Raw genomic sequence first — 14,653 nt, forward strand, 5'->3', positions numbered from 1 at the left:
TTAAATGACGAATTGTATTCTTAGAATTTAAATGTAATATTTCCCGTAATTCTCGTTGGGTTTTGAGCCGCTAAACGATATGACCAATATTTTTCGTTGGTAAGATTGTCTACTTTTAAACCTAATCTAAATTTTGGTCTGTCATAAAATATAGAAGCATCTAAAACGGTGTAAGAAGGGATCGTAAATTTAAATGTTGAAGTGTTGGTTTGATAATACTCACTTCCGTAAATTCCTCCAACACCAAATCCAAGTCCAGAAGCTGCTCCTTCTGTCAATCTATAACTTGCCCAAAGATTGGCAGTTGTTGGAGAACCAGCTGTTGTTGGTCGTAAACCATTTATACTTGGATTGGCTTTTGTGTATTTACTGTCATTATACGTATAACCTGCCACGATGTTTAAACCTTTAATCGGATTGGCAATCAACTCAGCTTCAAAACCTTTACTCAATTGAGTTCCGTCCTGAATCTGAAAGTTTACATGGTCTGGATCATCGCGAGTAATATTCGTCACTTTTATGTCATAATAACTAAACGTCGCACTGATTTTATTAAAGTCAAGTTTAATTCCACCTTCCAACTGATTGGCCTGATTTGGCTTGAAAGTATTTCCATAAAAATCAGATCCGCCAACATTGTTGAAACCGTTCATGTAATTTCCAAAAACAGAAACCTTCTCTTTTATCACTTGATAAACTGCTCCAAATCTAGGAGAAAATGCTGTCTGATTGTAATTTCCAGCAATAGAATCGCGACTTGGATAATACACACCTTTATTGATATAACGATCAGCTCTAACACCACCCATAACCAATAATCTATCGGTAACATTCAATACATCAGAAACATAAGCGCTATATGTTCTTTCGTTATTCGATACCATATTAGTATAGGTTGCATTTGCAAATAAAGGCTCAATTTTATTTATAGTAAAATTGTTGTACGCATCGCCAGGTTTTCTAAAATTAAGCGCTGGCATATTTACTGTTGCATCATTACGTGTGGCGCGAAGACTGTAAAAATCTAATCCAGCCACTACTCTATTACGCAGTTTTCCAATTTTAAAATCTCCGTTAAAATTCTGCTGAATATCAGTTCCGTAATAAGGATAGTCCTGATTGGTAACTTGCTGTCTCAAAGTTTCATTGCTCAACATAGTTAGTGCTACAACATAACCTTCAGATGAAGACCTTGTACGCGAAACAATAGTTTGTGAAGTCCATTCGTCTGAAATTTTATATTTCAACTGCGCAAAAATATTGTATTGCTGCCCCATATAATTTACCGTATTATTAGCAAATGAAAGTTTGTACGGAATTCCCAATTCTTCTACACTATGAGCCGTGGCATCTGCTTTTGTATAAGGCGTCAATCGAGTTGGCGATGTTGCTTTTGAAGCACTAAATTCGGCATCAATTAATAAAGTCAATCTATCGTTTACCTCATAAGAAAAACTTGGCGCAATAAAAAAGCTTTTATTAAAACCTGCATCCTGAAAACTTCTTTCACTATGTAAAGCTGTATTGATTCTGAAAAGAGCCGTTTTCTCTTCATTTAAAGGTGTGTTGATATCCGCTGTTAGACGATTCAAATCCCAATCACCTGCCGAAAAAGAAACTTCCCCTTTAAAAAAATTAAAAGGCTTTTTGGTTACTCTGTTAAACAATCCCCCAAAAGAAGAAATAGTACTTCCAAATAAAGTAGCCGATGGGCCTTTTATTACTTCTATACGCTCTAAATTTGACGGATCAATCGAGTTAAAAGTAAAACTTCCAACACCGTTTCTTACCAATTGCGGTGTCGCAAAACCTCTAGAAATATTAGTCGTTCTTCCCTGATTTCTCACTTCGGCAATACCTGCACCCGGAACGTTTTTAAAAGCGCTGTTATAATCCGTTATAACCTGCTCTTTCATCAATTCTTTGCTCACAATAGTATAAACCTGCGGGTTTTCCATGTTCTTCAGTTTCATTTTAGAAACCTCTTCACTTTCTTTTCTCGCAAATCGGTTTCCTCCAGAACTTACAATTACTTCTTCTAATTTTTGAGAAGTATAAGTCAGTTCAAAATCTAGCGTAACTTCTGTATTGTTTTGATCAACAATAACCGAAGCTGGAGAAGATTCATAACCATTTAATTTTATTTCAACCAAATATGTTCCGAAAGGAATATTTTTAAATTGATAGATCCCATCAGAATCAGTTGTAGTAGTTTTATTTAATTCTGAAATTTTAACAGTTGCACCTTGTAAATAATTTCCGTCTTTAACGACAGCCTTACCCGAAATTGTACCAACAGTTGATTGAGAAAAAGCCTTTTCTGATCCTATAAAAATGATCAAAAAAGCCACAAACACTTGACATAAAAGATTGTCTTTTAGTGTTTTGAAAAATGTTTTCATATAAAATCCGTAATTTATTCTTATTTAGACTGGTTACAAATATATAAACGAGAACTGACTTCTTGGCTAAAGATTAAAACTTTCTTAAAAAAAAATTAAAAACACCCAAATAAAGGCTGAACAGACTCTGATTTCTATTAATGCGATATATTTCAAAATGAACTTTGTTACTTATTTTATGCTTTAATTTTCAGTTATTTAAAAGTTAATCAATACGTTTCATACAAAAAAGAGGTTGCATAAGCCGTTATTCTTTTTTATTTTTATGAAATCTGATGAAACCCTAATCATTTGATGTAAAGTTTTTAAAAACAAGAAAAAATTAAAATGAGCAACGACAAAAAACTAAAAGCTGTCGCTTTCGGAGAAGTACTTTGGGATATTTTTGGCAATGAAAAAAAAATTGGAGGGGCACCTTTAAATGTGGCGCTTCGCATGAAAGCTCTTGGCGTTGAATCAAATATGATTAGCTGTGTAGGAAATGATGTAGATGGAGAAGCAATTATAAACGAAGTCAACAAACTAGGCTTGGATACCAGCACTATTCTCAAATCTGACGATTTCCCAACAGGATTGGTGAACGTAACATTAGACGAAAGTAAATCGGCTACTTATGAAATTATTTATCCTTCTGCTTGGGACAAAATTGTTCTAAATGAAGAAGCGAGAGAATTAGTAGTAAACTCAGATGTTTTAATTTACGGAAGTTTGGTCTGCAGAGATCAAGTTTCTCGAGAAGCTTTAGACGAGTTGCTTCACACCCACACTTACAAAGTTTTTGATGTTAATCTTCGAAAACCACATTATGATTACGAAACTTTGCAACATTTAATGCAGTCTGCCAATTTCATCAAATTTAATGATGAAGAAATTATGGAAATTAGTGCCGCTTTTAATTCTCCTTATAAAACTTTAGAAGAGAACATGAACTTCATTTGTTCTTTGAGCAATGCTACTGCGATTTGCGTGACAAGAGGAAAAGATGGCGCTTTATTATTGTGGGATAAACATCTTTACGAAAATGAGGGTTATACCGTAAAAGTTGAAGATACTGTTGGTGCAGGAGATTCTTTCTTAGGCGCTTTAGTTACTTCACTTTTAAACGGAAAAGAACCGCAAGCCGCTCTAAATTTTGCTTGTGCAACTGGTGCCTTAGTCGCTGGATCGGCTGGCGGAAATCCTAAAATTTCAATATTTGATATTGAAGATTTAATTAATAAAAATTAAAAGAAAATTGCAAAGCCTGGTATGTTCATATAAGCATCAGGCTTTTTTTATAGTTAAAACATTACCTTCATTCTTCAAACATGGGAACTATGTAAATTTAAAATGGAATTATTTCTTCCTAATCAATATGGGAGCAGTAAATTGTGTTTTCAAATAATTTAAGGAAGAATGATGAAAAAATTACGAATTTCACTTATCAATATTCACGGACTCTTGAAAGGTTCTGGTCTAGAGATTGGACGAGATGCAGACAACGGAGGCCAGACCAAATACATATACGAATTAGCCGAATTTTTATCGCAGCATGAAGATGTAGAATACGTTCATCTTTTTACCAGATTAATAGATGATCCTGCCCTATCGCCTGAATACGCAGTGCCTGTCGAAATTATCAATGATAAATTAGACATTAGAAGAATTCCGTTTCTGGGAAAAAAGTACAAACCCAAAGAACAGCTTTGGGAGGGTCTTGATTTTTTTGTAAATGGCGCGATGCAGCATATCAAACAGCACAATATTTTCCCAGATTGGATTCACTCGCATTATGCAGATGCCGGTTATGCGGCAGCCGAATTATCAGCCGTTTTAAATATTCCTTTTGCCCATACGGGACATTCTTTAGGATTCTACAAAAAGAAAAAACTAGTTGAAAGTGGTGAAACAGAAGAAGAGCTAGAGAAAAAATTTAAGTTTAAAGCCCGAATTGCGGCTGAAGAGAGAACCTTAGAACTTGCAGAATTCATCGTTACTTCTACCGAACAGGAAATTGAAACCTACAAAGCCTACAAAAATTTTGAACTAGGAAAATACCATGCTATTTCTCCAGGAATCGATACCCGAAAATTTGTTCCTTATTATTATCAAGAAAACGATTCTGATAAACATATGGAAGAAGCACAGCGAAAATACTGGGTTGCCGAATCCATTTCTAAATTTCTTACCAATCCGCACAAGCCTATTATTCTGGCACTTTCTAGGCCTGACCGCCATAAAAACTTGAACACTTTAATTGAAGTTTACGGAAAAGATAAAGAGCTACAAAGCATTGCCAATCTTGTCATTTTTGCTGGTATACGAAAAGATATAGCCAAAATGCCTGAATCTGAAAAAAATGTTCTAACCGATTTGCTTCTTTTAATGGATAAATACGATTTGTACGGAAAAATGGCTATTCCGAAAAAACATGACGTTGAAAATGAAGTTTCGATTATCTATCGCTATGCTGCCGAAAAAAGAGGTGTTTTTGTCAATTTAGCTTTGCATGAAAATTTTGGCTTGACCGTTATAGAATCCGCTAGTTCTGGACTTCCTGTTGTGGTGACCAAAAACGGCGGACCTTCAGAAATTATTCCAGTTTGCCAAAATGGAGAATTAGTCAATCCTCAGGAAGAAAGCCAGATTAAAAAAGCCCTTTTAAATATTTTAACCGATGAAAATCAGTGGAAATATTATTCGAATAATGGAGCCATCAATATTCAGAAATATTACAGTTGGATTAGCCATGTTAATCATTATGTCGAATTGGTTAAAGAAAACCTTTCTCTTTCATCGGGAGCTGGAATCAAAAAGCAACATTATCCTAATATCAACATTAGCCGATTAAAAAGAAAAATCGATCATTTGTTGGTTTCTGACATTGACGGAACATTGATTGAACCGAAATTGGCCAATCCAGGTTTGAAAGAACTCAAAACACATTTGATGAATCGTACCGATAAAATGGCTTTTGCAATGGCTTCTGGACGAAACTTAGCTTTAGTAAAAAAAGTAATTGACGAAGAGGAATTTCCTCTCCCCGACTTCATAATCTGTTCGGTCGGAACCGAAATCTATTACACCAACGGAAAAGATTATATTTTGGATAAAGGTTGGGCAAAATTCCTAGCTGGAAGGTGGAAAAGAGAAGAAATTTTAAATAAACTCAAAGCCATTAAATGGATCAAACTGCAGGAAGAAGAAGCCCAGAATCCGTATAAAATCTCATATTATTATGATAAGAAACAATACAATCATGACGAGTTAATCACTGTTTTAGGAACAGGATGGTACAAAGTCAATATTATTCCGAGTCACGGTCAGTTTTTAGATTTTATTCCGAAAAGAGCTTCCAAAGGAAATGCGATAAAGTTTTTATGCCGAAAGTGGTCTATTCCGCTAGGAAATGTAATTGCTGCAGGAGATTCTGGAAACGATGTCGACATGTTTAGAGGTCCAGTAAAAGGAATCATTGTTGGAAACCGAAGCGCAGAACTCATGGCTTACGAAACCACAAAAAGCATTTACGTAGCCAAAACTTCAGCTTCAGAAGGGATTTTAGAAGGCTTAAAATATTATAAAATCATTAAATAAAAGGAATAAGCCACGACCCGAGCGATAGCGAACAGGCGAAGCAATTACACGAATTAGCGCGAATTTAAAAATAGTTCAGCGACAACTTTGTCAAAGTTTAAAACTTTGACAAAGTTCATGAGATTTAAAATTCGAGAAAATTGGTGCAATTAGTGGCTAAAAAAAAAATACAATCATTAAATAAGTAATAAAATGTATTCAGGTTCAGGATTTAGCAATTGGGAAATTGGAGATGTTGATGTATTTATAGATGAAAAAGGAGTTCATCATTTATTTCATTTAATTATTCCCAATCACGATTATATTGCACATGCAGTTTCAAAAGATGGTCTTTCGTGGAAACGAGTAAAAAACGCCTTATTTGTTGGCGATCCAGGAGAATGGGACGATGATATGTTATGGACGATGCATGTAAGCAAAAAATCGGATGGCGAGGGTTATGAAATGTATTACACTGGTTTAAAACGTCAGGACAAAGGAATTGAGCAAAAAGTAGGAAGAGCTATCTCTACCGATTTAATTACTTGGAAAAAAGAGAATCTATACGGACTTCCTTTTAAAAGTGAAGCTCCACATTATGAAGGTCCAAACAACAATCCGCGACAATGGATTAGTTTTCGCGATCCATTTAAATACCAGTACAAAGGTGACGATTATTTGCTAATCTGCGCCCGAAGCGCCTCTGGACCAACATACCGCAGAGGCTGTATTGGTGTTGCCAAAAGAGAGAAAGAAGGTTTTGTGCTACAGAAACCACTCCATATTCCATATGTATACGATGATGTCGAATGCCCTTGCGTTTTTGAAATTAAAGGAACGCATTATCTTTTAGGATCCATTAGAGAAGATATTAAAGTCCGTTATTGGTCGGCACCTGAATTTAGAGGCGAATATTCTGCTTTTCATAACAACGTTTTAATGCCTCAAGGAAATTATGCGGCAAGAGTTGTTAAAGAAGGCAAGCACTTTCTGGTTTATAATTTCTATTTCGCAGACGGAAATGTCAATACGCATCGTGTAATGCCGCCTCCTAAAGAACTCGATGTTGACAAAAGCGGACGACTTCTATTAAAAACTTATTATTACTGGCAAAAACTCTATCAGAAAACCATACTTCAAAAAGATCTTCCTCTTCCCTTACCTATTTTAGGAAATCCAACAGCCGATTTTGTTTTAGAAAATGAAAGCAAATGGCGTTTTGGATGCCGAAGCGGTTATGAAATATATGGCTTCGAAAAACCATCAAACGATTTTGTCTGGGAAGGAACATTGTCTGTTGAAGGAATGGGAAAAACAGGCTTTGTGATCGAATGTGACAAAGAAGGAACGGGATATTATATTTCGATTGATTTTATGAACGGTTTTGTGCAGTTTAGAGCATGGGGATTTAATGAAAAAGATGTTAAGAATAATTTTATTTTTGAAAACATTCAAACGAACCAATTTGAGATAAGCGAAGAAAAACAGATCTCTTTTAAGATTATCCGTTATGGAAACTATTACGAGCTCTCAATTAATGACATTGTAAAACTCACTTTACTAGATTTTAAATACAGCGAAGGAAAAGTGGGAATCTACGTCTGTTCGGCAGTAATTTCTATAAGTGATTCTAAAATTCACGTTATTCCAGAACCTGAAAATGAGTATGCCGCTTCAGATCCTGAAAAATATGATAATGAACTACAGCCTAATTCTTTAATTTAAATAATCACTTCAATTAAAATTAAACACATAGAAATATAGAATTTCTTATGCTATATAAGGCGTTTCACTTATTTCAATTCACATAGCAACTATGTGTGGAGAAACGAGTTTCTCTTTTACTTTCTTTATTAATAATTTAAAAATCTATGTTTCTATGTGTTAAAATTAAATATCTCTAACCTAATTTAATCTTTCTGTAGTTTCCATTCTTAAGCAATGTTCACTCCCAAGATAGAGCGGATTTCCATGTTTCTCCGACCAAAATCCGTCTAGAACATCTTTTGTAATACATTTATAAACAACAACACCTTTGTACGTTTTATTGTCGTCGTCTTTATAATTGAAATTAATCACTAAAATATTGTCTTTAAAAAAGCCTGTTCCTTTTTGCTGATGCGAATTGATAAGCCAATCTGCTTTTACTCGGTTATTTTTATCTAAAGTTAGAGTCAAAACACCTTTGTATGTTATCTCATTGCTCTCATCCTGATTGCTTCCCGAAACCGAAAAAGTTCCTACTAAATCTTGTATTGTCATTTATAAATACTACTATTTTCTGCAAAAGTAAAAATTATCTTTTAAATGAATTTTTATTCTATTTTTCTAACCAAAAGTCAATTTAACTTTTTAAGATAAAAGTTGAAATTTTGTTAACTTCTTATCAAATTAAGTAAAGTTCGTGTAAGATTTATGACTAACTTGGTAGTATGAGAACAAATCCCGATGTACTTATTATTGGTGGCGGTCTTGCTGGTCTTGCAGGCGCTTTACACTTGTCCAAAAAAGGATTGAAGGTTGTTCTTATCGAAAAAAATACATACCCAAAACATAAAGTCTGCGGAGAATACATTTCAAATGAAATTCTACCTTATTTACTATGGCTTGGTGTTGATGTTTCAAAACTCCATCCCACAAGCATTTCAAATTTTGAATTTACAGCTCAAAACAGTAAAACTGCAAAAACAAAACTTCCGTTGGGCGGTTTTGGAATCAGCCGTTATGAGTTGGATCATTTTCTATTTCGAAAAGCTGTAGAAAATAGCTGTAGTGTTATAACAGATACAGTTACGAATATTTCTTTTGAAAACGACATTTTTACCGTAACCACTTCTGAAGAAATGTTTTTAGCGAAAATAGTTTTGGGCGCTTACGGCAAAAGATCCAATATTGATCAGGTTTTATCTAGAGATTTCATTTCTAAGAAATCGCCGTGGCTGGCTGTAAAAGGGCATTATTCTGGAAATTTTGATGAAAAACTGGTCGCTTTATACAATTTTCAAGGTGGTTATTGCGGTGTTTCAAAAGTTGAAAACGACATAATAAACATTTGTTATCTAGCCGATTTTGAAACTTTTAAAAAGTATAAAAATATTGAAGAGTATCAGAAATCTGTACTTTATAAAAACAAGAAACTCAAAGCTGTTTTTGAAAACAGCACTTCCCTATTTGAAAAACCCATAACGATAAGCCAGATTTCATTTGACAAAAAAGAACCTGTAGAAAATCATATTCTGATGATTGGCGATACCGCAGGATTAATTCACCCCATGTGCGGCAACGGTATGGCAATGGCGATTCACAGCGCAAAAATAGCTTCTGAATTGGTATTGGATTTTTATTATGGGAAAATAGAATCAAGAAGCGAATTGGAAAAAAAATATATTCAAGAATGGAAAAAGCATTTCAGTAAAAGATTACTTTTTGGACGGCTATTAGCCAAAGCATTGACACACAAAAATTTCACGCATGTAATGACAACCATTGCAGCGTCGATTCCGTCGTTACTTTCAGTCATTATAAAACAAACACACGGCCGCCCCATAACAATTGAATAAATGAGTGTAAACACCAAATATAGAACCGAAGAAATTGAAATCATGGACGATTTTTCGATTGAAGGCGAAGAATTGATCGGCGCTTTAGATCAGATTGCTTCTATCAATCAATTGCTTGGAGGCAATAAATTAACGCTTCACGGCATAAAAAGACTTTTAAAAAAGACTGATATTTCAAAACCGATAGTAATCGCAGATATAGGATGCGGAAATGGCGATATGTTGAGAATGCTCGCGAAATATGGAAAAAAGCGTAATCTCAACTTTAAGTTAATTGGTATCGATGCCAATGCATTTACAATTAGTTATGCCGAAACATTGTCTAAAGATTTTCCAAACATTGAATATATCTGTATGGATATTTTTAGCGAAGAATTTGGCCTTTTAAAATATGACATTGTTTTGTGTACGCTTACTCTGCACCATTTTTCAACAAATCAGATTGAAGAAGTAATGGATGTTTTAAACAAAAATGCTTCAATCGGCATTGTAGTAAATGATCTGCACAGAAGTAAATTGGCTTACCGATTATTTGAATTGATTGGTTTTGTTTTCAATCTCAATGACATGTCTCGCAATGATGGACTAATTTCTATTCTTAAAGGATTTAAAAAGAAAGAATTAGAGCATTTATCCAAAAAATTAAATTTAAAAAACTATTCCATAAACTGGAAATGGGCTTTTCGCTACCAGTGGATAATTACAAAAATATGAGTGTCAAAATAATCACAGCAGTTAAACAGCTTCCGCAATATTCCAGAACAACAGAAGAAATCCTTCCGCTTGTCGATGTGTGGCTTGAAGGTCAGGAAGAACGTTTTATCAAAAAGGTAAAAAAGATATTTGAAGGTGCTTCTGTAGATAAACGTTATTCTATCATGGAACCTTCGGAGGTTTTTACTGCCACTTCATTTGAAGAAAAAAATGATATTTATAGCCGTGAAATGATCATTTTAGGACATCAGGTTCTAGAAAAAGCATTAGAAAAAACAGGCTGGGATCCGCAAAGTCTAGATTACATTATTACGGTAAGCTGTACCGGAATTATGATTCCTTCGCTTGACGCTTATCTGATTAATAAAATGAAATTACGACAAGATATTGTTCGTCTTCCTGTAACAGAAATGGGCTGTGCTGCTGGAATATCGGGAATTATTTATGCGAAGAATTTCCTGAAATCAAATCCGGGCAAACGTGCTGCTGTAATTGCTGTAGAATCACCAACAGCCACTTTTCAGCTCGATGATTTCTCGATGCCAAATATTGTAAGCGCTGCCATTTTTGGAGATGGCGCTGCTTGTTGTTTATTATCATCAAAAGAAGAAGATTCTGGCCCCGAAATTCTTGACGAACAGATGTATCATTTTTATGATGCCGAACATATGATGGGCTTCAAACTAACCAATGGCGGATTGCAGATGGTTCTGGATATAGAAGTTCCAGACACAATTGCTTCTCATTTTGGAGATATTATTCATCCTTTTTTAAAGCAGAATAATCTTGAAATTAAAGATATTGATCACATGATTTTTCATCCCGGCGGAAAAAAAATCGTGACAACTGTTGAATCGCTTTTTGCTGGATTGGAGAAAAATATTGATGATACAAAAGAAATCCTGAGATATTATGGCAATATGTCGAGCGCTACCGTTTTGTACGTTCTGGAAAATATTATGAATCGAAATCCAAAAAAAGGAGAAAAAGGTTTAATGCTAAGTTTTGGCCCAGGATTTTCGGCACAAAGAGTTTTATTGCAATGGTAATTTGAAAGCTTATGAAATTAGATGATATTATCGCACAGCTTCCGTACAGCGAACCTTTTTTATTTGTGGATGAATTGCTTCATGCTGACGAAAATGGTGTGACAGGAACTTATACATTTCGAGAGAATCTTGACTTTTACAAAGGGCATTTTAAAGGTAATCCCGTTACTCCAGGCGTTATTCTGACCGAAACTATGGCTCAGATCGGAATGGTTTGCTTGGGAATATATCTCTTAGGAAATGATTTGGGAGAAAACACCGTAATCGCTTTTACTTCTGCCGATATGGAATTTTTAAAACCCGTTTATCCTAATGAAAAAGTAACGGTAACTTCTGAGAAATTATTTTTCCGTTTTGGGAAATTAAAATGTAATGCCGTAATGAAAAATGAAGCTGGACAAGAAGTTTGCCGAGGCGTTTTGGCGGGAATGATAACAAAGAGATTATGAAAAAGAGAGTGGTAATAACAGGTCTCGGAGTTGCTGCGCCAAATGGTGTTGGAATTCCTACATTTACTCATGCACTACAAAACGGCATTTCTGGTATTCGGCATGATGCTCAGCTAGAAGAATTGCAATTTTCTTGTCAGATTGCAGGTCAGCCTCAAATATCTGAAGAGTTGAAATCACAATATTTTACAGAACTTGAACTTCGCGGATTTAACAGCACTGGCATTTTGTATGGTGTTATAGCAGGTTTAGAAGCTTGGAACAACGCAGGATTACCTTTCAATGAAAATCCTGATTGGGACAGCGGAGCTATTTTTGGCTCAGGAACGTCAGGAATAGATAAATTCCGCGAAAGCATTTATAAAATTGATGAACTGCAAGTACGGAGATTAGGAAGCACTGTTGTTGCACAAACTATGAACAGCGGTGTGAGCGCCTATCTTGGCGGTAAAATCGGATTAGGAAATCAGGTTACAACCAATTCTTCGGCTTGCACAACTGGAGCTGAGGCAATTTTAATGGCTTACGACCGAATACAATCTGGACAGGCAAAACGAATTTTGGCTGGCAGCACATCTGATAGTGGTCCTTATATCTGGGGCGGTTTTGATGCACTTCGTGTTTGCTCATCCAAATTTAATGACAAACCCGAGGAAGGCTCACGACCAATGAGCGCTACGGCAACAGGATTTGTTCCTGGAAGCGGTGCTGGCGCTTTTGTTATTGAAGATTTGGAAACTGCTTTAGAACGTGGAGCAACAATTTTTGCCGAGATATTGGGCGGAAATATAAATTCTGGTGGACAAAGAGACGGCGGAACCATGACTGCTCCCAACAGCACGGCGGTGCAAAGATGCATTAAAACCGCTATTGAAAACGCAGGAATAAATCCGAATGAAATTGATGCTATCAACGGGCATTTGACAGCCACAACAAAAGACAGTCTTGAAATTGAAAACTGGACAAAAGCATTAGGGAGAAATGGCGCTGATTTTCCGTACATTAATTCTCTAAAAAGCTTAACAGGCCATTGCTTAAGTGCTTCTGGAAGTATTGAAAGCATTGCCACTGTATTACAACTTCATGAAGGATTTTTATTTGGAAATAAAAATTGTTCCGACCTTCATCCAGAAATTGCAGCATTGATTGATCCATCAAAAGTGCTTTTAGAAACTATTAAAATCAACCCAAAAATAATTGCAAAAGCCAGTTTTGGTTTTGGCGACGTAAATGCATGTATATTATTTAAAAAATTTGAAAACTAACATGGACAGAACAGAACTTATCAAGGAATTAAAAGTAATTATCAAGCCTTTTGCAACTAACAAAGAAGCTTTTGAAAATTTGACTGAAGAAACGGATTTTATTAAAGATCTGAATATAAATTCGGCCAATCTAGTTGATATTGTACTGGACATTGAAGAAAATTTTGATGTCGTGATCGATAATGCCGATATGGAACGCATGCTCGACGTAAAAACTGCAGTTGAGATCATTGAAACCAAACTTGCCGAAAAATGATTGGCAATGATGTTATAGATCTTGCACAGTCGCGTATAGAAAGCAATTGGCAAAGAAAAGGTTTTATAGAAAAGCTTTTTATAGCCGAAGAACAGCAGTATATAAAAGATTATGATAAGCCTGAAACTATGGTTTGGCTTTTATGGAGCATGAAAGAGGCTGCCTATAAAATTTATAATCGGCAGACTAAAATACGAGAATTCAGTCCAAAAAAGCTATGCTGTTCTTTAGATTTTTTAAATTCTAGTCAAGCTTTAGGAAAAGTCTACTGTCTTGAAAATGTGTATTATACCAAAAGTATATTTTCTTTAGAAAGCATTCACACAATTGCTGTAAACAATTTCAAGAATATAAATAATGTGGCTGAAGTGGATAGTAAAGAAATTATAAAAGATGAAAATGGCATTCCATACTTAAAGACTGTTCAATCGGTACAGGACATTTCAATAAGTCACCACGGAAGGTTTGAAAAATGGGTAACTATCAGAATATAAAAACCTTTTTTATTTTGAACAAAAGCAATAATTATAAGAAAAAACTTTAATTTTGAGTAAACTTATATTCTAAATCTTATTCGCTAGCATCTAAAATCTATGAGAATACTTTTTATTAAAACTGTATTATTTTTATTGTTCTTATCCTTATTTTCTTGTGAAAATAAAAAACAGAATCTAGCGCCAAAACCAGCATATAAAGCCGGTGTAATTTTATCTTTTGATGATGCTTACGTTGACGAATGGTCTGAAGCAGACCAAGCTTTACGAAAGTATTCCTGGAAGGCTACTTTTAACGTCTGTCGAATAGATTCTATTGGAGCGCCTGAAATTAAAACGCTTTTAGAAATGCAAAAATATGGCCATGAAATAGCCGGTCATGGTTATCATCATTACAATGCTGTTAAGTTTACAAAACAGTTTGGCATTAAGGAATACATGAAACAAGAAATCGATCCTATGATTATTTCCATGAAAAATAAAGGTTTCAATGTCACTTCTTTTGCTTATCCATACGGAGAAAGGTCAGATTCGTTAGATCAGGCTTTATCTCCTCTGTTCAAAATTATTAGAGGAAGAGCGTTTGGCGGTGAAATTCCAGAGAAACAGGACAGTTACTTCAATAATTCAAAAATTGTATTTGCTTTTGATATTGACAATAGCCATATACATTTTAGCATTCCTTACGTACTTGAATTATTGGATTACGCCAAAAAGAACAATAAAATTCTTCTTCTATGCGGTCATAAACCCGTTAAAGAAGTAACCGAAAATTATCAGGTCAAAATCGAGACTTTAGAATTTATCTGCAAATACATGAAATTGAATGATCTTAAATTCTATAAACTTTCAGACTTAGACAATTTGGTTTCGCCGAAGCTTTAATGCTTATATTTGTGCTTATCAAAT

Annotated in this window: 13 protein-coding genes; 11 read left to right on the forward strand and 2 right to left on the reverse strand. The window is 34.8% G+C overall.

Annotation, left to right across the window (positions count from 1 at the left end; translation table 11 throughout):
* Positions 1 to 20 precede the first annotated feature (20 nt).
* Entirely contained in the window at positions 21 to 2,402 is a 2,382-nt protein-coding gene (locus tag FF52_RS22055; RefSeq protein WP_008469096.1) for a TonB-dependent receptor, read from the reverse strand.
* A gap of 327 nt (positions 2,403 to 2,729) precedes the next feature.
* On the opposite strand from FF52_RS22055, the gene FF52_RS22060 reads away from it, so the two are divergent.
* The 3 genes from FF52_RS22060 to FF52_RS22070 all read left to right on the forward strand — a co-directional run bounded on the left by FF52_RS22060 (position 2,730) and on the right by FF52_RS22070 (position 7,682).
* A complete protein-coding gene (locus FF52_RS22060) occupies positions 2,730 to 3,629 on the forward strand; it encodes a carbohydrate kinase family protein (RefSeq protein WP_008469097.1) in 900 nt (299 codons plus the stop codon).
* Positions 3,630 to 3,797: 168 nt separating this feature from the next.
* Positions 3,798 to 5,978: an HAD-IIB family hydrolase gene (locus FF52_RS22065; protein ID WP_008469098.1), complete on the forward strand. Its 2,181-nt coding sequence runs from the start codon at positions 3,798 to 3,800 to the stop codon at positions 5,976 to 5,978.
* Between the two features lie 192 nt (positions 5,979 to 6,170).
* Entirely contained in the window at positions 6,171 to 7,682 is a 1,512-nt protein-coding gene (locus FF52_RS22070) for a glycosyl hydrolase family 32 (protein ID WP_008469099.1), read from the forward strand.
* A 180-nt stretch (positions 7,683 to 7,862) separates the two neighbouring features.
* Here FF52_RS22070 and FF52_RS22075 read toward each other — a convergent pair whose 3' ends face one another.
* The gene (locus tag FF52_RS22075; protein WP_008469101.1) at positions 7,863 to 8,219 is read right to left on the reverse strand and encodes a hypothetical protein; all 357 of its coding nucleotides are present in this window, start codon (positions 8,217 to 8,219) and stop codon (positions 7,863 to 7,865) included.
* A gap of 170 nt (positions 8,220 to 8,389) precedes the next feature.
* Between FF52_RS22075 and FF52_RS22080 the strand changes: the two genes are divergently transcribed.
* From FF52_RS22080 to FF52_RS22115, 8 genes are all read left to right on the forward strand, one after another.
* Positions 8,390 to 9,517, forward strand: coding sequence for an NAD(P)/FAD-dependent oxidoreductase (locus FF52_RS22080; protein WP_008469103.1), 1,128 nt, complete (start codon positions 8,390 to 8,392; stop codon positions 9,515 to 9,517).
* Positions 9,518 to 10,231, forward strand: coding sequence for a methyltransferase domain-containing protein (locus FF52_RS22085; protein WP_008469104.1), 714 nt, complete (start codon positions 9,518 to 9,520; stop codon positions 10,229 to 10,231).
* Positions 10,228 to 11,280, forward strand: coding sequence for a type III polyketide synthase (locus FF52_RS22090; protein ID WP_008469105.1), 1,053 nt, complete (start codon positions 10,228 to 10,230; stop codon positions 11,278 to 11,280). The genes FF52_RS22085 and FF52_RS22090 overlap by 4 nt, the downstream gene beginning before the upstream one ends.
* Positions 11,281 to 11,291: 11 nt before the next feature.
* On the forward strand, positions 11,292 to 11,729 hold the full coding sequence (locus tag FF52_RS22095) for a 3-hydroxyacyl-ACP dehydratase FabZ family protein (RefSeq protein WP_008469106.1): 438 nt from the start codon (positions 11,292 to 11,294) through the stop codon (positions 11,727 to 11,729).
* Complete coding sequence (locus FF52_RS22100; protein ID WP_008469107.1) at positions 11,726 to 12,994, forward strand: beta-ketoacyl-[acyl-carrier-protein] synthase family protein; 1,269 nt, start codon at positions 11,726 to 11,728, stop codon at positions 12,992 to 12,994. The genes FF52_RS22095 and FF52_RS22100 overlap by 4 nt, the downstream gene beginning before the upstream one ends.
* 1 nt (position 12,995) lies before the next feature.
* Positions 12,996 to 13,250 (forward strand): acyl carrier protein, encoded by a 255-nt coding sequence (locus tag FF52_RS22105; protein ID WP_008469108.1) that lies wholly within the window; start codon positions 12,996 to 12,998, stop codon positions 13,248 to 13,250.
* Complete coding sequence (locus FF52_RS22110) at positions 13,247 to 13,744, forward strand: 4'-phosphopantetheinyl transferase superfamily protein (protein WP_008469109.1); 498 nt, start codon at positions 13,247 to 13,249, stop codon at positions 13,742 to 13,744. Before FF52_RS22105 ends, FF52_RS22110 begins: the two co-directional genes overlap by 4 nt.
* 99 nt (positions 13,745 to 13,843) lie before the next feature.
* Positions 13,844 to 14,629, forward strand: coding sequence for a polysaccharide deacetylase family protein (locus tag FF52_RS22115; protein WP_008469110.1), 786 nt, complete (start codon positions 13,844 to 13,846; stop codon positions 14,627 to 14,629).
* Positions 14,630 to 14,653: the final 24 nt, after the last annotated feature.

Source organism: Flavobacterium sp. F52 (genome assembly GCF_000278705.1).
Classification (GTDB): domain Bacteria; phylum Bacteroidota; class Bacteroidia; order Flavobacteriales; family Flavobacteriaceae; genus Flavobacterium; species Flavobacterium anhuiense.

What these genes read in the sequence shown, in the direction of transcription:
- FF52_RS22115 (WP_008469110.1), top strand. Translation starts at nt 13,844, where the DNA reads ATGAGAATACTTTTTATTAAAACTGTATTATTTTTATTGTTCTTATCC.
- FF52_RS22080 (WP_008469103.1), top strand. Translation starts at nt 8,390, where the DNA reads ATGAGAACAAATCCCGATGTACTTATTATTGGTGGCGGTCTTGCTGGT.
- FF52_RS22100 (WP_008469107.1), top strand. Translation starts at nt 11,726, where the DNA reads ATGAAAAAGAGAGTGGTAATAACAGGTCTCGGAGTTGCTGCGCCAAAT.
- FF52_RS22105 (WP_008469108.1), top strand. Translation starts at nt 12,996, where the DNA reads ATGGACAGAACAGAACTTATCAAGGAATTAAAAGTAATTATCAAGCCT.
- FF52_RS22070 (WP_008469099.1), top strand. Translation starts at nt 6,171, where the DNA reads ATGTATTCAGGTTCAGGATTTAGCAATTGGGAAATTGGAGATGTTGAT.
- FF52_RS22065 (WP_008469098.1), top strand. Translation starts at nt 3,798, where the DNA reads ATGATGAAAAAATTACGAATTTCACTTATCAATATTCACGGACTCTTG.
- FF52_RS22085 (WP_008469104.1), top strand. Translation starts at nt 9,518, where the DNA reads ATGAGTGTAAACACCAAATATAGAACCGAAGAAATTGAAATCATGGAC.
- FF52_RS22060 (WP_008469097.1), top strand. Translation starts at nt 2,730, where the DNA reads ATGAGCAACGACAAAAAACTAAAAGCTGTCGCTTTCGGAGAAGTACTT.
- FF52_RS22095 (WP_008469106.1), top strand. Translation starts at nt 11,292, where the DNA reads ATGAAATTAGATGATATTATCGCACAGCTTCCGTACAGCGAACCTTTT.
- FF52_RS22075 (WP_008469101.1), bottom strand. Translation starts at nt 8,219, where the DNA reads ATGACAATACAAGATTTAGTAGGAACTTTTTCGGTTTCGGGAAGCAAT.
- FF52_RS22110 (WP_008469109.1), top strand. Translation starts at nt 13,247, where the DNA reads ATGATTGGCAATGATGTTATAGATCTTGCACAGTCGCGTATAGAAAGC.
- FF52_RS22055 (WP_008469096.1), bottom strand. Translation starts at nt 2,402, where the DNA reads ATGAAAACATTTTTCAAAACACTAAAAGACAATCTTTTATGTCAAGTG.
- FF52_RS22090 (WP_008469105.1), top strand. Translation starts at nt 10,228, where the DNA reads ATGAGTGTCAAAATAATCACAGCAGTTAAACAGCTTCCGCAATATTCC.